Source organism: Alphaproteobacteria bacterium, assembly GCA_033344895.1.
Lineage (GTDB): Bacteria > Pseudomonadota > Alphaproteobacteria > UBA8366 > Aestuariispiraceae > Pacificispira.
On record JAWPMN010000001.1, the window covers coordinates 2,240,001 to 2,257,718 of the forward strand.

The 17,718-nt window shown below is 58.4% G+C and carries 14 protein-coding genes, 1 tRNA gene and 2 rRNA genes; 14 read left to right on the top strand and 3 right to left on the bottom strand.

The genetic code is table 11. The features are described from left to right. The first annotated feature begins 176 nt into the window (after positions 1-176). The 4 genes from R8L07_10940 (at position 177) to R8L07_10955 (ending at position 4,676) form a co-directional block, all read left to right on the top strand. Positions 177-2,915, top strand: a 23S ribosomal RNA gene (locus R8L07_10940). Between the two features lie 171 nt (positions 2,916-3,086). Beyond that, positions 3,087-3,202: ribosomal RNA gene (gene rrf / locus R8L07_10945) — 5S ribosomal RNA — on the top strand. A 42-nt stretch (positions 3,203-3,244) separates the two neighbouring features. After that, positions 3,245-3,321, top strand: a tRNA-Met gene (locus tag R8L07_10950). Between the two features lie 203 nt (positions 3,322-3,524). Beyond that, positions 3,525-4,676, top strand: a complete 1,152-nt coding sequence (locus R8L07_10955; GenBank protein ID MDW3206042.1) for a hypothetical protein — start codon at positions 3,525-3,527, stop codon at positions 4,674-4,676. A 6-nt stretch (positions 4,677-4,682) separates the two neighbouring features. Here R8L07_10955 and R8L07_10960 read toward each other — a convergent pair whose 3' ends face one another. Then, entirely contained in the window at positions 4,683-4,910 is a 228-nt protein-coding gene (locus R8L07_10960) for a hypothetical protein (GenBank protein ID MDW3206043.1), read from the bottom strand. A gap of 29 nt (positions 4,911-4,939) precedes the next feature. Beyond that, positions 4,940-5,365: a hypothetical protein gene (locus R8L07_10965; protein ID MDW3206044.1), complete on the bottom strand. Its 426-nt coding sequence runs from the start codon at positions 5,363-5,365 to the stop codon at positions 4,940-4,942. A 191-nt stretch (positions 5,366-5,556) separates the two neighbouring features. On the opposite strand from R8L07_10965, the gene R8L07_10970 reads away from it, so the two are divergent. From R8L07_10970 to R8L07_11000, 7 genes are all read left to right on the top strand, one after another. Continuing rightward, positions 5,557-6,132, top strand: a complete 576-nt coding sequence (locus tag R8L07_10970; GenBank protein ID MDW3206045.1) for a site-specific integrase — start codon at positions 5,557-5,559, stop codon at positions 6,130-6,132. 429 nt (positions 6,133-6,561) lie between these two features. Further along, entirely contained in the window at positions 6,562-7,476 is a 915-nt protein-coding gene (locus R8L07_10975; protein MDW3206046.1) for a zincin-like metallopeptidase domain-containing protein, read from the top strand. 187 nt (positions 7,477-7,663) lie between these two features. Beyond that, complete coding sequence (locus tag R8L07_10980; protein MDW3206047.1) at positions 7,664-9,526, top strand: AAA family ATPase; 1,863 nt, start codon at positions 7,664-7,666, stop codon at positions 9,524-9,526. Beyond that, positions 9,523-11,259 carry an ATP-dependent helicase gene (locus tag R8L07_10985; protein MDW3206048.1) on the top strand — a complete coding sequence of 579 codons (1,737 nt, stop codon included), beginning with the start codon at positions 9,523-9,525 and terminating at the stop codon, positions 11,257-11,259. Before R8L07_10980 ends, R8L07_10985 begins: the two co-directional genes overlap by 4 nt. Before the next feature lie 16 nt (positions 11,260-11,275). Beyond that, entirely contained in the window at positions 11,276-12,097 is an 822-nt protein-coding gene (locus R8L07_10990; GenBank protein ID MDW3206049.1) for a hypothetical protein, read from the top strand. Between the two features lie 299 nt (positions 12,098-12,396). Next, on the top strand, positions 12,397-12,756 hold the full coding sequence (locus R8L07_10995) for a DUF2958 domain-containing protein (GenBank protein ID MDW3206050.1): 360 nt from the start codon (positions 12,397-12,399) through the stop codon (positions 12,754-12,756). A gap of 172 nt (positions 12,757-12,928) precedes the next feature. Beyond that, positions 12,929-13,333, top strand: coding sequence for a hypothetical protein (locus tag R8L07_11000; GenBank protein MDW3206051.1), 405 nt, complete (start codon positions 12,929-12,931; stop codon positions 13,331-13,333). Positions 13,334-13,400: 67 nt separating this feature from the next. On the opposite strand, the gene R8L07_11005 is transcribed toward R8L07_11000, so the two are convergent. Beyond that, positions 13,401-13,661 carry a hypothetical protein gene (locus R8L07_11005; GenBank protein MDW3206052.1) on the bottom strand — a complete coding sequence of 87 codons (261 nt, stop codon included), beginning with the start codon at positions 13,659-13,661 and terminating at the stop codon, positions 13,401-13,403. A gap of 655 nt (positions 13,662-14,316) precedes the next feature. Between R8L07_11005 and R8L07_11010 the strand changes: the two genes are divergently transcribed. From R8L07_11010 to R8L07_11020, 3 genes are all read left to right on the top strand, one after another. Next, a complete protein-coding gene (locus tag R8L07_11010) occupies positions 14,317-14,607 on the top strand; it encodes a DUF736 domain-containing protein (GenBank protein ID MDW3206053.1) in 291 nt (96 codons plus the stop codon). A gap of 722 nt (positions 14,608-15,329) precedes the next feature. Continuing rightward, positions 15,330-15,845 carry a hypothetical protein gene (locus R8L07_11015; protein ID MDW3206054.1) on the top strand — a complete coding sequence of 172 codons (516 nt, stop codon included), beginning with the start codon at positions 15,330-15,332 and terminating at the stop codon, positions 15,843-15,845. Positions 15,846-15,854: 9 nt separating this feature from the next. Next, a complete protein-coding gene (locus R8L07_11020; GenBank protein ID MDW3206055.1) occupies positions 15,855-17,693 on the top strand; it encodes a relaxase/mobilization nuclease domain-containing protein in 1,839 nt (612 codons plus the stop codon). Positions 17,694-17,718 lie beyond the last annotated feature (25 nt).

Below are 17,718 nucleotides of genomic sequence, written 5' to 3' on the forward strand. Positions count from 1 at the left end.
TTTTAGAGATGCACCGGATCTGAGTTCGACTTCTGGGTTTTGCGTGGAGAAGTACCGGATCCGTGTCCGGTTCGGGCTTAGGCTCGATCTCGGGTTTTGGTCGGTGCGGTCTCTCGCAAGACGTCTTGGAAATGGTACCCGCTTTTGTATGGGGTTTACCCTCATGCGGGGGCGGGATGGAAGTAAGTCAAGGGCGTTTGGTGGATGCCTTGGCGCATGGAGGCGATGAAGGACGTGTTAGGCTGCGATAAGCCCGGAGGAGCTGCCAAAGAGCTTTGATCCCGGGATGTCCGAATGGGGAAACCCACCCTTAGGGGTATCCGGCACTGAATACATAGGTGTCGGAGGCGAACGCGGGGAATTGAAACATCTTAGTACCCGTAGGAAAGGAAATCGAAGAGACTCCGTTAGTAGTGGCGAGCGAACGCGGACCAGGCCAGTGGCCTTTATGGTGTAACCGGAACCTTCTGGAAAGTTGGGCAATAATGGGTGATAGCCCCGTACGGAAACAGCATCATGGAGGTCCTTGAGTAGGGCGGAACACGTGAAATTCTGTCTGAACATGGGGCGACCACGCTCCAAGCCTAAGTACTCCCATGCGACCGATAGTGAACCAGTACCGTGAGGGAAAGGTGAAAAGCACCCCGATGAGGGGAGTGAAAGAGACCCTGAAACCGAACGTCTACAAGCAGTGGAAGACCGCAAGGTCGACCGCGTACCTTTTGTATAATGGGTCAGCGACTTAATCTGGCGAGCGAGCTTAAACCGATAGGTGTAGGCGCAGCGAAAGCGAGTCTTAAACGGGCGCTTGAGTTCGTCGGATTAGACCCGAAGCCGAGTGATCTAGCCATGGGCAGGTTGAAGGTGCGGTAACACGCTCTGGAGGACCGAACCCGAGAACGTTGAAAAGTTCCGGGATGACCTGTGGCTAGGGGTGAAAGGCCAATCAAACTCGGCAATAGCTGGTTCTCCGCGAAAGCTATTTAGGTAGCGCGTCTGGTCTCACCTTCGGGGGTAGAGCACTGGATGGGGAAGGGGGGCGCGAGCCTTACCGACTCTAACCAAACTCCGAATACCGAAGAGTGCAATCCAGGCAGACAGACGGCGGGTGCTAAGGTCCGTCGTCAAAAGGGAAACAGCCCTGACCGCCAGCTAAGGTCCCTAAGTTACGGCTAAGTGGGAAAGGATGTGAGGAGGCCAAGACAACCAGGACGTTGGCTTAGAAGCAGCCATCGTTTAAAGAAAGCGTAATAGCTCACTGGTCTAAATAAGCCGCCTTGCGCCGAAGATGTACCGGGGCTCAAGCCGTACACCGAAGCTGCGGACTCCTTAATGGAGTGGTAGCGGAGCGTTCCGTAGGTCTGTGAAGGGATACCCGCGAGGGGTCCTGGAGATATCGGAAGTGCGAATGCTGACATGAGTAGCGATAAAGAGTGTGAGAAACACTCTCGCCGAAATCCCAAGGGTTCCTGCGCAAGGCTAATCCGCGCAGGGTGAGCCGGCCCCTAAGGCGAGGCCGAAAGGCGTAGTCGATGGGAACCAGGTTAATATTCCTGGGCCTCTCGGGAGTTGACGGATCGTGGTGATTGTTCGTCCTTATCGGATTGGACGGGCGATGAAGCGGTCCCTGGAAATAGCCTCGAGAATAGACCGTACCCGAAACCGACACAGGTGGGATGGTAGAGTATACCAAGGCGCTTGAGAGAACCGCGTTGAAGGAACTCGGCAAAATACCCCCGTAACTTCGGGATAAGGGGGCCCTTGCATTGGGCAACCAGTGTGAGGGGGCACGGAAACGAGGGTGGCGACTGTTTACTAAAAACACAGGGCTCTGCGAAGTGGCTAACACGACGTATAGGGTCTGACGCCTGCCCGGTGCCGGAAGGTTAAGAGGAGATGTGAGAGCGTCGAATTGAAGCCCCGGTAAACGGCGGCCGTAACTATAACGGTCCTAAGGTAGCGAAATTCCTTGTCGGGTAAGTTCCGACCTGCACGAATGGCGTAACGACTGCCCTACTGTCTCCAACGCGGACTCAGCGAAATTGAACTCTCCGTGAAGATGCGGAGTTCCCGCGGTCAGACGGAAAGACCCCGTGAACCTTTACTATAGCTTCGCAGTGGCAACAGGACCGTCATGTGTAGGATAGGTGGGAGACGTTGAAGCCGGGACGCCAGTCTCGGTGGAGTCATCCTTGAAATACCACCCTTGACGCTCTTGTTGTCTAACCGCGGCCCGTGAAACCGGGTCCGGGACCCTGCGTGGTGGGTAGTTTGACTGGGGCGGTCGCCTCCCAAAGAGTAACGGAGGCGCGCGAAGGTGAGCTCAGAGCGGTCGGAAATCGCTCGACGAGTGCAAGGGCATAAGCTCGCTTGACTGCGACATCGACGGATGGAGCAGAGACGAAAGTCGGTCCTAGTGATCCGGTGGTCCCGCGTGGAAGGGCCATCGCTCAACGGATAAAAGGTACTCCGGGGATAACAGGCTGATACCCCCCAAGAGTCCACATCGACGGGGGTGTTTGGCACCTCGATGTCGGCTCATCTCATCCTGGGGCTGGAGCAGGTCCCAAGGGTATGGCTGTTCGCCATTTAAAGAGGTACGTGAGCTGGGTTTAGAACGTCGTGAGACAGTTCGGTCCCTATCTGCCGTGGGTGTTCGAGACTTGAGAGGATCTGTCCCTAGTACGAGAGGACCGGGATGGACATACCTCTGGTGGAGCGGTTGTCACGCCAGTGGCACTGCCGCGTAGCTATGTATGGACGGGATAACCGCTGAAGGCATCTAAGCGGGAAACCCCCCTCAAAACCAGGTCTCGCCTGAGAGCCGTGGTAGACCACCACGTCGATAGGCCGGGTGTGGAAGCGCAGTAATGCGTGAAGCTTACCGGTACTAATTGCTCGAATGGCTTCCATCTCCCCTTCGCATGACGGTAAATCCCAAACAGGATCTACCCGAACGCTTAGGCGAGTGGGCACCAAATCAAAATAGACAATCTCGCGAGAGACGCCGTCCAATCCAATGGATCCGGCCATCACGCAAAACACTCAAAAACGCTTCAATACTTCCTCTTGGTTCCCATCGACGACTTGGTGGCCATAGCGGAGGGCCCAGCACCCGATCCCATCCCGAACTCGGCCGTGAAACCCTCCTGCGCCAATGGTACTTCGGCTTAAGCCGCGGGAGAGTAGGTCGCCGCCAAGTCTTCCATGGGAACCAACACCATGATCCAATACCCAACCCCAACGCGGGGTGGAGCAGCCCGGTAGCTCGTCAGGCTCATAACCTGAAGGTCGCAGGTTCAAATCCTGCCCCCGCAACCAGCAATATCAACGCCTTAGCCAGAAACGGCTAAGGCGTTTTTGCGTTTCAGGCACACTTTGGGCACACTCGTCTCCAATATGTTTCAACAAATTCGGAGGCGCGTGGGTTACGCCCGCGCCCTGTTGAGCCCAAAGTCTATATCGAAATGAAACGACACACATTCACACGTCAGGAGCTCTACGATCTCATCTGGTCGGAGCCGATGAAGACCCTGGCCGGCCAATTCGAGCTTTCGGATGTCGGACTGGCCAAGGCCTGCAAGAAAGCAAACATTCCCCGCCCGCCGCGTGGTTATTGGGCCAAGCTCGCCGCCGGCAAGAAGGTCACGCAGACGCCGCTGCCGGCGCGCGGCCCAGGCATGTCGAATGCGATCGAGGTCGGCGGCAGCCGCTACAGCTACTACCGGTCCTACTCCGAAGAGGAAGTCCTTGCCTTTGAGCCCGTACCGCCCGTGTTCGAGGATAACCTGGAGGACGTGACCGCGCAGGTACGGGCCAACCTTCCCAACGTCACGGTCCCGAAGTTTCCGGAGCGAGCGCACCGGCTGATTCGGCGGTTGCTGGACGCCGACGAAGAACGGCGGCAGAAGCAGCTCGCATCGCGCTTTCCGTCGAGCTGGGATGCGCCCCTGTTCGATGACCCGTTCGAGAAGCGCCGGCTCCGCGTCCTCAACGCCATCTTCACGGCCTTGGAGAGGGCTGGCATGCGGCCTTCGTTTCAGGGCAAGGACGCGCGTGACCTCGACGTTATGATCAACGACACCCGCGTTCATTTCACGTTGGACGCCACCAGTCAGAAGCCGGACCCCTACAGACGCACAGGCATCGAGACCCGAGGCTCTTCGACCAAGCTGCGGTTCGCAATTTCAACCGGCGGGCCGTCCTCGGGCGTGGATCAGACGTGGGAGGATACCGACAAGGCGAAACTCGAAACACACCTGACGGACATCGTTGCCGAGCTGATCATCGCCGGCGAGCGGCATTATCGGGAAGGGCGACAGCGGCACTACGAGTGGATGGTCGAGCGCAAGATCAGGCTGATCGAAGAGATACGCAAGCGAAGGGAAGAGGCCGAGCGCAAAGAGCGGGAGCGCCTTGCGGCACTGGAGCAGGCCCGCATTGACAGGCTAATGCGGGACGCCGCCAATTTCCGGATGGCGGCGGATATTCGTACCTACGTGAGGGATATTGCGGCGCAAGTCGCTTCGGGCGACGTGAGCGTGTCACAGGACGACCTGGACACCTGGAGCGCTTGGGCGCTCGCCCAAGCGGAGCGCATCGATCCTGCGCGCTCCGGTCGATTTCTCGATGCTATGAGAGACGAGGAGCCGCAGGACGATGCGGGTGAGGAATAGCGGTCCTTATCCGCTTTCTTTGTTGCCGGAGCCTTTCAGCAGGAACCATACGGCCATCAGGAAATTGATGGCGACGACGAACCATCCGACGAAGTAGACCAGCGTCGGAATGGCAATCCCTACCGGATTGATAATCCAGACACCAAGACGTTTCTCGAAAAATACCAGCATGACGACCGCCAGAATCACGCCGGCCGTAAGATAGATGAAGGCTTGAGCTCTATTCGGGGCCATTGGGTAATCTCTCCTTCAATCAGTAGCGCCTAGTAGGATGCGCGCACGACAACCGCGTCCTGGCAGTCGCCCTCGGGGACGTTCTCCAACTTGCAGTCATGCCATCTTGAAACCCAAGGTTCCGGAAGTTTTGCGCATTCACCGCCATCGGGTAGGGCAATCGAATTCTTCTGCATTTTCTTTTCTTTGGGTGGCAGGTTTTCGGCGGAAATCACCGTATCGAAATAACCGCCGCCGTCGTCATCGGGCTTTGTCCAATTCATCGACACCACGAACTTTGTGAGCCGATTTTTCGTGTTGTTCTGGATCGTGTAATCGACGACGCAGGTACCCATCGCCGTTGGCGTGAGCTTCGTCAGTTCGATGAGGATCGCATCGTCGGATTCCGCCTCGCAGGCGGACGCGGTGAGCAGCAACGCGGAAAGAGCCAGTGCTCGGGCAGGGGTGAGGTTCATGGGACAGTCTCCAGACAGGTGAAATCAGACGGTTGCGTGACCGACGTGTCACCTTCCGGCCACACTGGGTCCCGCGAAAGGAGTGACAGTATGCCCATTACTGTCACCGGGCCGTCTGCCGCCGTGTTACGATTCCGCATGTGGAATCAACAAGTTGTGGAGGGTGGGCCTTCAACAGCGGAAGACTATCAATGTCATGGAGCCTGTACGACGAGGCGGGACACCGGAAATACCTCACCGATGCCGAACGTCAGGCGTTCATGCGCGCGGCGAAGCGCTGCGATCCGGACGTGTTCACCTTCTGCTGGGTGCTGAAGGAAACCGGAGGACGGTTGTCGGAAGCCTTGGCACTCACCATTGACCGCATCGACTTTGAGGCCGGCGTTATCATCTTCTGGACGCTTAAGAAGCGGACGAATGGCAGTCACCGCGCAGTGCCGGTCTCACGCCAACTCCTGGACGAGCTGGAAAAGGTGCACGCCGTACACGGACGCCAGCGAAAGCGTGAAAAGACGCTCCTATGGCCGTGGTGCCGAATGACAGGTTATCGGCGCGTAAAGGAAGTCATGGAGCAAGCTGGCATCGAAGGCCCACATGCAACGCCGAAAGGGTTGCGGCACGGCTTCGGTGTCGCTGCTCTCGAACGCGGCGTGCCGCTCAACATGCTTCAGAAATGGCTGGGCCACGCGGACATGGCAACGACCGCCATTTATGGAAATGCGGTCGGCGTCGAAGAGCGCCACATCGCAGAACGGCTTTGGGATTAAAGGCTTTCGGGCGCTACAACCGTAGGGTTGACCGCTGTTACAGTAATGGGCAGTTTGTCACAGCCGGAAAACAAAAGCAAAATCAAGTCTCTATCATCGAGCGCTGATCGAGCGATCGGCGTGCTTCCGGATATGTTCGATGTCTGGGCGGGGCGAGGGTGCCTCTAGCCTTCTTGCATCGCCGCTGACCCAACGAGGCCTTTCTCTTCTCGGCTGTCCTGGCAGGTGCCACGCCGGCCACAACGTGCGCCTGCCGGTTTTGTTCCCCGGCCTGCGGCCTCCTCGCGCAACAAAAAAACCGTCTGTCTTACGTCCTCCGCTTCTCGCTTCGGCCCCTGATGGGTGTGGCCGTCGTGCTTGCCCCTGCCTCTTCGGCAGCCGGAAAGGCCGCGATGGGCGCGGCTTTGAAAGCCAAGAAGGAGAGGCACCATGACTTCGCCCCGCAAGAACCGCATCGACATCCATCAACACATCACCGACCGCATCATCGCCGCCATCGAGGACGGCGCCGGCGACTTCCAGATGCCCTGGCACCGCGCCGGTGTGGCACACACCCGACCGACCAACATCGAGTCCGGCAAGGCCTACCGTGGCGTCAACGTTCTGGCCCTTTGGGTCGCGGCCGAGATGAACAACTTCGCCACCGGCCTCTGGGGCACCTACCGCCAATGGCAGATCAAAGGCGCTCAGGTCCGCAAGGGCGAGAAAGCCTCCATGGTCGTCTTCTACAAGGAGATCGACGTGGACGAGCAGAATCCGGAAACCGGCGAGACCGAATCCGGCACCCGGCTCTTCGCCCGCGCGAGCTGTGTCTTCAACGCCGACCAGGTGGACGGCTATCAGCTTCCCGAGCCGGAGATCACCGACCCTGCCGTTGCCATTGCCGAGGCCGAGTCCTTCGTGGCCAATACCAAGGCCATCGTTCGGCACGGAGGCACGCGGGCGTTCTACAGCCCGTCCGAGGACGCCATTCAGGTGCCGCCCCGCGACATCTTCATCGGCACCGAGACCAGCTCACCCACCGAGGCCTACTACGGCGTGCTCTTTCACGAGCTGACCCACTGGACGGGGCACAAGCGCCGCTGCGATCGCCAGTTCGGCAAGCGCTTCGGTGACGAGGCCTACGCGATGGAAGAGCTTGTCGCCGAGCTGGGGGCAGCGTTCCTGTCCGCCGACATCGGGATTACGCCGGAGCCCCGGCTGGACCATGCCGCCTATATCGAGCATTGGCTCAACGTCATGAAGGCCGACAAGAAGGCCATCTTCACCGCCGCGTCACAGGCGGCCAAGGCCACCGACTTCCTGGCCAACCTCCAGCCGGTTGAAACCGAGGCCGCCGCTTAGGCGGCCTCTTTTCCTGTGACTAGGTTTGACACCCTTCCTTGCAGCCTTTCGGAATACATTCGCTGTTATTCGACTGTGTATTTTTTCGCTACTTGCGGTAGAGTGAAGGTAGAGCGCCGCTGGCCAGGAATTGCCATAAGTGAGCCGCAAATAAATGGAGAGACAATGAAATAGGGGGGCAGGGAGGATGCAGGTCAGCCGCCTGAAACTAAGTAATTTCCGGGGAATCAAGGCCGCTGAACTCGACTTCGACGGACATACCCTGTTCGTCGGGGGTAATAACATCGGCAAGTCGACAGTATGTGAAGCCCTGGAGCTTGCGCTCGGCCCCGACCGTCAAAGCCGGTTTCCGGTCGTCGAAGAATTCGACTTCTACAACGCGGCCTATCTCGACGAAAACGAAGAGCCTGTAGAAATTCGTATCGAGGTTCTTCTGACGGACGTGACGCCGACAGTCCAGAAGGCATGCGCGAACTACCTTGAGCGCTGGAACCCGGCGACGAGGACAATTCTGGGCCAAGGTGAACTGGACAAAGTCGACGGGGCCGGTCTCGTCTGGTGCCTGCGCCTCCTGACCATCGCCCGGTACAATAAGGAAGAAGATGAGTTCGAGGCAGCAACGCATTACGCGAAAGCCTACGATCCCGAAGACGAGGACGACAGTCGCGTCCCTCGAATCATCAAGCGTTCCTTCGGTTTCCTCTACCTCCGCGCTCTCCGTACCGGATCGCGAGCGCTCAGTTTGGAACGTGGTTCGCTCCTTGATGTGATCCTTCGCATCCAGAGCCTTCAGACAGGTATCTGGGAACATGTCCGCCGCCGTCTCGAAACACTGGACCCGCCGATCGAGGAGGGGGCGGCAAAGCTAACGCCAGTGCTCCAAACCATCGAAGCGCGCCTCGCCGAATATATCTCCATCGCCAACCCCGGATCGGCGACCCGATTGTTCGTGTCGCAGCTCACGCGGGAGCACCTCCGCAAGACATTGAGCTTTTTCATCTCTGTCACTGAAGACCAGAAGCCAGTGCCTTTTCAGGATGTCGGCACAGGAACGCTTAACACGCTGGTGCTGGCACTTCTTAGCTTCATCGCCGAGCTCAAAGAAGAGAATGTGATTTTTGCGATGGAGGAGCCGGAGATTGCGCTTGCGCCCCACACCCAGCGGCGGATTGCGACGTACCTGCTGACAAAGACGACCCAGTGCTTCGTCACGTCACATTCGCCGTATGTCATCGAGACCTTCGATCCCGACCGCATCCTTATCTTGCGCCGCGACAATGCTGCGACCGTCACGGGCAAGCGCGTCACACTTGGCGCGGATGTGAAAGCCAAGACCTACCGTCGCTACATCCGTCGTGGCTTTGCTGAAGCCATGCTGGGGCGCGGTGTCATCGTTGCCGAGGGCATGACGGAGCAGTTCGCTCTTCAGGCGGTTGCCGAAAAGCTCGAAGCCGGAGACGAAAACCGTTACCCACTCGATCTCTCCGGCGTCACCATCATCACCACCGACGGCGATGGCAGCATCGCGGAATTCGGTCGTTTCTTCGTCTCCCTGGACCTGCCGACCTTTGCCTTCTTCGACAATAAGGTTCGACCACAGAAAGAGAAGGACGCTTTGGAACAGGCCGGCTTCCAGATCATCAACGAGACCGCTTACGCCGGCATGGAAGACCTGCTTGCCGCCGAGGTGCCACCCGACCATCAATGGGCGTATCTCGAACATGTGCGGAACGCAGGTATCGCACCCAAAATCCTTCTTCCGGCCGCGCGACCAGAGGACGACAAGGTCCGGGATTTCACGCGCCAGGTGCTGAAGGACGGCAAGGGTTGGGGACGCGCCGCCGATTTGATCGAGCGCTGCGCCGTCAACGAGCTTCCGCCGAGCATTGTCGGGTTTCTCGACCAAATCTATGCGCTGTTTCCGCGCCCACAGGTGCCAGATATCGGCGCATCGGATGACGGAGTGGCGGACGAAGGGGTGGAAGTTGCAGCCGCCGACGCGGCTATCCCCGCCGCTCCAGCTGAGGCTGCGCCCGAGGCGGATGCATGACTTTCGTTACCTGCCCTGACCGTGACCGTATTCTTGACGCCGATGGCCATGTCCTTGTTACGGGCGGGCCAGGTTGCGGGAAGACGACCGTTGCGCTCCGCAAGGCGTTGATGAGGATCGGCACAGGCCTGTTGCCGGGTCAGAAGGTATTGTTCCTGAGCTTCTCTCGTGCGGCGGTTGCGCGCATTGCGCAGGCCGCCCGAAAGGATCTGCCGAAAGAGTCTCGCCGGCATCTCGACATCCAGACCTTCCATTCTTTCTGTTGGCAGATTGTACGGGGGCACGGTTATCTCCTTGGCGCCGTGTCCCCGGTTTGCTTGCTTCCTCCGCATGACGAACGGGCGTTACGCAACGGTGCCAAGGACGACGACCCGGCCTGGGATGCAGAGCGGGAGCGCCTGTTTCTAGAAGAGGGCCGTATCGCGTTCGACCTTTTCGCCCCAAAAGCACTTGCGCTGCTTCACGGAAGCGCCGCGCACAGGAAGCTGATCGCGGACCGGTATCCGCTGATTATCGTGGACGAAGCGCAGGACACCGGCACGGAGCAATGGGCCTGCATGGAAGCGCTCGCCGGTCTCACGCAGCTGGTTTGTCTCGCGGACCTCGAACAGCAGATTTATGACTTCAGACGGGATGTAAGTCCGGAGCGCCTTAAGCAGATCATGGCAGCTCTTGCGCCTTTAGAGGTAGACCTTGGCGTTCAGAACAATCGCAGCCCCGGCGCCGAGATCGTGAGGTTCGGGAATGATATCCTCGCGCAGACACCTCGTGGTTCCGCGTACAACGGCGTCAGCCAGTTGTCTTTCCGTCCGGATGCCGCTTTGCGTGACCGCGCCATTCGAGCCGCCGTTGGCATGCTTTGGAAAAAGATCACCGACTCCACCGGCTCCCCGCCAGAGAGCATTGGCTACCTGACCAACTGGGGTAAAGGCGTGACGATCATTGCCCGCGCTCTCCAGGGCGGCGACGGCGTTCAAGAAATTCCTCACCGTGTTGTCATGGACGAAGCCGAGGTGCTCCTTGCCACGCGCGTCGTTGCGCTGTGTCTAGAACCAATTGAGGATGTGTGGGGGACTCTGACCACCGGGCTTGAATTGATTGCCGAGCTGTATCGGGCGCGTGGAAACGCCAAGAAGGCTGACCAACTCACCCGAAATGCCGGCGATGCTCGGGAAGGGCGGGTGCGGGGGAATGCGAAGTGTCCGCCCTCACTGAAAAGTATTCTGGAGCATTTGAAGGCAAATCCGTTGAGTGGGAACCCCAGTCAGGACTGGCTCACGGTTCGACACTTGTTTGAGGCTAGTGGCACAGCCGAGCTTCAGTTTGTCGCGCGCCAAGTCATTTATCTGATGGGCTTCAATCGAGGACGCCGCATCTCGGATGCCTTGGCACAGGTCTGGCAGCGGCGCGATTCATACGAGGGCGCACGCGCACTCATCGAAGCAGCGATCACTGAAGATCAAATCATGGGCAGCGATGGCGACCTGACCGGCATCAACGTCATGACCATGCACAAGTCAAAGGGCAAGGAGTTCGATGGCGTCATCATCCTGCACCTTGGGAACAGTATGTCGCCTTTGTCCCCTGACAACGAACCGGCACCGCACATGAAGAGCCGACGGTTGCTGAGGGTCGGGATTACCAGAGCAAAGAAACACGTTTTAATGCTAACCGACGCGTACAGCCCTTCACCACTTCTTGCCGGACACAATCTCAATCGCGTCGTACCATAGGCGTTGGAAAGGCTATATGGCCGAATTCAAACCAATAAAAGACATAAGCCGCGAGCGTATTTGTGAATTGGCGGATAATGCCGCTTCACTATTCCGGGATGGCGTAAGGCCGATTTATGCAAGTACGTTGCGAGGTTCGCCCGAACACATAGGCTCATGCATTGCGCTGAAGCAGGGTGACACGCCCTACCTGTTAACGGCAGCTCACGTCATCGACTGGAATGATGTGTCCAGCCTCTATATTGGCGATGGAGAGTTACATCAGCTTTCCATGGATTTTTACGCCACGATCAAGCCGGATGGTGATCGAGATGCAGATCATTTTGATTTTGCGATTGGGAAGCTTCCCGATAGCGATGTCGCCGCATTGGCGGGGACCAAGTTCATTAACGGCGAGAACATTGAGCGGAATATAGGCTATGTGCCAGGCCAGACCTATACCTCTATTGGTTATCCAAACTCTAAGAACAAGAAGATAGATAATCAGAACCGAATTGCACCGGCCACGCTGTTTCACCATACCGGTGTCGCAAAGCAGGACTCCGACCTTGTTCAGAAATTGGGCGTCTCTGGCATGGAGCACATACTCATCTCGCAGAACGCGAAATATTCCCTAGACGCGACCGGGCGGAAAGTTTCATCCGTGAATCTAAGAGGCATGAGTGGCGGTGCGGTCATTGGCCTTGGAAATCTTGCCGATCCGAACGTCTTGGCCGGCCGCGTAAATCCAACTCCTTTGCTAGCGGGTGTCTTTATCGAATTTCATAGGGATCACAGTGCCATCGTCGCTACTAGGCTCGACGCAATTCTTAAGGCAAAGGGTTTGATGTTTCCCTGAGGTGGAAAGCCTTCCCCTCGCTGCAATCCGCACCGGCGGCTTTTCGCTACCCCTTCGAGCGGGGCGACCCCGCAACGCCCCCTTCTTAGGTCGCCGCGCTGCGTCGGTTTTCCCGTTCATCTGAAATCACCCACGGTTGCCCCCAAGGGGAGGGGCTGGGTTTAGCCCGGCCCCGCTTGCCGTCAATGGCCTGCCCGCGCCGGCGCTCACGCGCCCGTGTTGGCCATGACGGCGCGCTCCCTGGCCGTGCCTTTCGTCTCCCAGCCCTTCGGGGACAACCAACAATGGGAGATTGAATGATGAAACTGATAACCAAAGCGCAGCAGCAGAAGCTTCTGGAGAATGGCCGGAGGAATGCCGCCCGGCTCGCCGAAGGTGAACGTGAGCTGGACCTGGTGCCCGTGGTAAAGCTCTTTACCCCTGACGGTGCCGCCACCTGGCTTCTGACGGAGGTTGATCCGGAAGAGCCGGATATCGCCTTCGGACTTTGCGACCTGGGCTTCGGCTGCCCGGAGCTGGGCAGCGTCCGGATTTCGGAGATTGCTTCAGTTCGCGGCAAGCTTGGCCTGCCGGTGGAGCGCGATCGCCACTTTCACCCGACCAAGACCCTTTCGGCCTTTGCCGATGAGGCCCGTACTCGGGGCCGTATCGTCGCCTGAGCACCAAGAGGGAACAGCCCCGCAATTGCGGGGCCTTTCGTTCTTGAGGTATTCCGGAATCAGGCGTCTAGTCTATTTATAGTAAAAATATTCTGAAAACAAACTAATAGACATGTTTTGTCAAATAAAATAGTTGCTATAATGAAAAATACAATAAACAGGTGTCTCGATTATGATTTTAAAAAGCATTACTCTTCTTGATATTTATAAAATAGAAGATAATAAAAGATATGAGTATTTATATGGCGTAAACTGCAAGAGATTTCTGTTCATTGATGTAAGGTATGCAATCCGATTTCAATCAAATTTGCCACATTGGTGGTGGAGCGAGATTCAAAAGCAGATGCTAAGAAGCGGCTTCTATTTTGAAGATCTTCTTGAGTCTGGTTTGTTAGATATTGGTATGGGGGTGTTGTTCATACGGCCATTTGGTGCAGAGGAAGAGAAAGCATATGGAAAAGGAAATTGGGAGTTTCTCTGCGATGAGGCTGTTGTTATGCAACAAGAACTTGTAACGGAGTACGAATTGCAGCACGGCTCTGTGAACCTTTCAAAATACAGTTTATTTGCGAATTGAGATTGCTTCACTATGTTGGTCAGCAGAGTTTGACGGCCCCGCGATTGCGGGGCCGTTCATATTTGGCTTAGACCGACAATACAAGATAGCCGTCGCGCTCGATGAGTCGCGCCCAGCCCCCAGCCGGAGCATGCGGTGCATGGATGGTGACGGCCAGGCCGTCAGCGTCCGCTCGCGCGTGGCCGAACACGTGCCCGCCGACGGTCAGGACGTAGGTGCCGGGCTCCGCAGGGTCGGGCGTGATGCGCGCGCAGCCCTGGACGGATGCGGTCGATACCAAACCGCGATAGCCGTCACCCTCTTTGAAGAATGTGCCGATGGTTGTCATGTCGTAAGCCTCCATTTGGTTCTGGCCACCACCGTGGTGGCCGTCTCGCGATGGGGCTTGTGCGGCAGGTCTCAATCCCGCCAGGCAGCCTTGTGCCCTGACTGCCCGCCACCACAGGGGCGGCGCGGTTGCCGGGCGGGATGACATGCCAGATGCCCTTCAGGACGGACACCCGGTTGGGCAGGCCGGAGGCAGACAGACCAATCATCCAGGCTTTCGAGAAGAGGCTTGCCGGCGCATGTGTGCGTTAAACCTTCGCCGCTTGGCGTGCGGCCATTGCCGGTGTGGGCGCCTCGCCATGCCGTGAGGGTGCGCTTGATGGCCAGAGCTAGGGGGGACGCTCCAAGCCGGAGAGGATGTCGCCGCCCGGCATTGTTCCGCCAGCATTGCCTGACACCTTCCAAATCACATCGCGACCGGCGCGCCCTTTCCTTCTCATGGACCACGTGACCGCTGCGCCGTGCGCCGCAACCGGCGGGGCGTCTCTTTTTTCCCCAGCCTTCGGCTTTCCTCGCGAAGCAAAAAAGCGCCTGCCGCCGGTCCTCCGTTTCACTACGGCCTTGCAGGTGCAGCGCCCGGCCTTGGCAGCGGCCTTCCGTCGGCCATGGAAAGGTCGCGACAGGCGCGTCCTTCAGAACAAGGAAGGAGTAAGACAATGGCAATCATCGGAACATTCACCAAGGCGGACGACAAATTCAGCGGCGAGCTGAAGACCCTCAGCCTCAAGGCCAAGATCAGCATCGTGCCCACGGCACTGGACGGCGAGAACACCCCCGACTTCCGGGTGATGGCCGGCACGACCGAGATCGGCGCGGGCTGGGTACGCACATCGGGCAAGGGCAAGGACTACGTCTCGCTCAAGCTGGACGACCCGACCTTCGCAGCCCCGGTCTACGCCAACCTGATTGAGCGTCAGGACAAGCATGTCCTCATCTGGAACCGCTAGACAATCTGGCCCCGCCACTTCGGTGGCGGGGCTAAATTATTTTGGAAATTTCCTAAAAATATAATAAAACGAAAATTAATTTAGGAAAGGGTGCCAGAAGTGAGAGTAATATACTATTGTTTATTTTGTATTGTTTTGAGTGGTTGTGCGTCTATTTGGGATCGAAACTGCCAAGACGCAGGCTATATTCCAGGAACCGATGGATATCTTGCTTGTATGCAGACTTATCAAGCGAATGCCAATCAAGCGGTTCAGGCCTATCTTGGTGCTTTGCAGCAACAGCAGCAGCAACTGACACCGGCCTATTCAGCTCCTGCAAGCGGTTGGAACCAGCCAATGCATATTAATTGTACTACCATTCACAATGGCTCGTACAGCAGCACCAGTTGCTACTGATACATCATACGTTTCTTTTTTAATCCTATGGGTATCGAACGGTGGTACCGTTGTTGACGCGTGTTGAGCGTCCCCGTTGAGGATGGAGATTTTTTGAGTGCAGTTGCAAGTCGTTGCTGCTATAGTATTTTTATAGACGGTTGAAGGACTTAGCAGCCGCTCCCATAATAGTTATGTGCAGACTAAACGGGGAGCAAGGACTGTTTTCATCCGGATCAAAACCCCCGATGCCTGTCGGCATGCGGGGCTTTTTTATGGCTGAAAACGACACGCACATTCGCCGCTGACGCGGCTCAAGGCGATGTTGTCCTTGCATATCCCCGCAGGTGATATGGGAGGATTTTGTCCTGGCAAGACCAAGACTCGACGACAACGAGAAGCGCACCAAGCGCATCGAGGTGCTGCTCACGGAGGCCGAGTATGAGCAGGTGGCGGCCCGGGCCCGCCGTGAGGGCAACGGCGACCTGAGCCCGTTCCTGCGCGCCCTGGCGCTTGGTGAATCACCGTCCGCCCGGCGCAGCCGGAAGGCCGACCATGCCCACCGGCAGCTCATCATGGTGCTCAACAATCTCGACCAGATTGCTCGCGCTCTTGGCGGGAAGGATACCGAACAGGCCCTTGAGAAGGCCCAGGCGATCTATCGGCGTCTGCACAACGGGGAGGCCATCGAACGGGTGAGCGAGCGCGCCATCGAGCACCTGCGGGCCGAGGGTACCGCGCTCAATCGCATCGCACGACTGGCCAACATGGGGCGGGATATCAAGACCGCCGAGCTTCAGGATTGCCTCCACCACATCCTCGCCGCCTTGCGGGCGGTCGAGGAAGAGGCCGGTACAAGGTGAGGCGGGCGGATGATCGGCAAGCCCATCTACGGGAACGGCTTCAGGGGGTGCCTGTCGTATCTCTCCCGAGGGCGCGAGGGTAAGAACCCCGAGCGCGTCGAGTGGTGCTCCACTCGGAACCTCGGCGGGCTTGCCGCCAACGACGACCATCGGCAGATCGGCCGCACCATGCGGGCGACGGCCAACCTCTCCAGCCGGACAAAAAAGCCCGTGCTGCATCTGCCTATCTCCTGGACGAAGGGCGATGCGTCGAAGCTCGATCGCGAGACGATGGAGCAGGTCGCGGACAAGGTGCTCACCGAGCTGGGCCTGGAGGAACATCAAGCCGCCATCTACGCCCACAACGACACCGGCCATAAGCACGTTCATATCATCGTCAATCGCGTCCACCCCGAGACCGGCAAGGCCTGGTCAACGTCGCGGGACTGGCAGCGCATCAACACGGTGCTGGAGCGCGAAGAGCGCAACCTGGGCTTGGAAGTGGTCGATCACTGGGGCGTGGATATGGAACGCGACCTGGAGCGCGTGAAAGAGCGGCTCCAGGTGGATGATTTCACAGACTGGCCCAGACCGACCGATGGCGAGCAGAAACAGGCCGAGCGCGAGCAGCGCCTCCCTGATAAGCCTTTCTCCAAGGAGCAGACGAAAGACCTTCGCGAAACCATCGGGGCCGACTTCGAAGAGGCCTCCAGTTGGAAGGAGCTGGAGTCTCGTCTCGCGGCGAAGGGATTCACGCTGATGCCCAAAGGGCAGGGCGCGGTGATTACCGATGGGCGTCAGGTGGCCAAGCTCTCGCAGATGGGGCGGGGTATCCGTCTTAAAGGTCTGGAGGAGCAGTTCGGCCAGAGCTATCGGGAATGGTCGCATGCGCGTGCCCACGAGCTGGCCGACGAGCAGGGCCGCAAGGTTGACCAGGCGCTGCCTGAGAAGCCCGACTTCGAGAAGATGCCGGCAAATGAGCGCCGCGCCGCCGAGCGTGTCTGGAAAGGTCAGATGGACGCCGCCCGCGAGCGTGCCGAGCGCGGGCAGTTCACGGGCGATGCGGCCTACGACCTCGACCTGGCCGATACCGACGCCCGCTATTGGATGCAGGTGGACCGCACCTATCGCGAGACCGAGAAGCAGCACGCCTATGCCCGCCGTCGCCTGAGTTATCACGAAGGCCGGGAGGGCAAGGCCGTCGATTGGCTGGCCAAACGGGAAGGTGACTTCCTGGGCACGTTCGCCAAGGCCTACCGAGACCCGGACAAGGCCGCCGGCCTGTGGGATGAGTTGATCTCCAAGCACGGCATGGCGCGGGCCGGTCAGATGATCCGCGACAACCCGCTTCTGCTGGGCAGGCTGCACGGCCACCGTACGCTCAATCCCAACAAGGTCGCCTCCGCCTTCCGGCGGACGAAGCGCGAGCGCTTCAAGCTGGGCGAGTTCAAGGACGTGCGTTTCTTCGAGAACAACGACCGGCGCAAGGAAGCCATTCGCGAGGCACGCAAGCTTACCCGCGAGTATGAGAAGTTCCGCAAGTCGCAGGACATCCTTCAGGACATCCGCGCCAAGATCGACCGGGCGCGTGCCGACGTGGAGCGCTCCAAGCGCGAGCTGGACGGCCTGCACGAGAAAGGGCTGACCCGCAAAGGGTTGGAGGAAACCCTCAAGGCGCTCTTCATCCGGCGGGCAAAGGCCCTGGGTCGTGTGACCCGCAAGGCCATCCGTCAGAGCGACCTCACCGACGAGCGCAAGGAGCAGCTTGAGCGGGTGCGCAACCGCTACGAGGAGCGCAAACGGGAGCGCACCAAACAGCGCGAGCGAGGCCGGGCTTTTGACCTTGATTTGGATTTATTTGATGATTAGTCGGGTTTAGTCTTTTAAAAGGAAT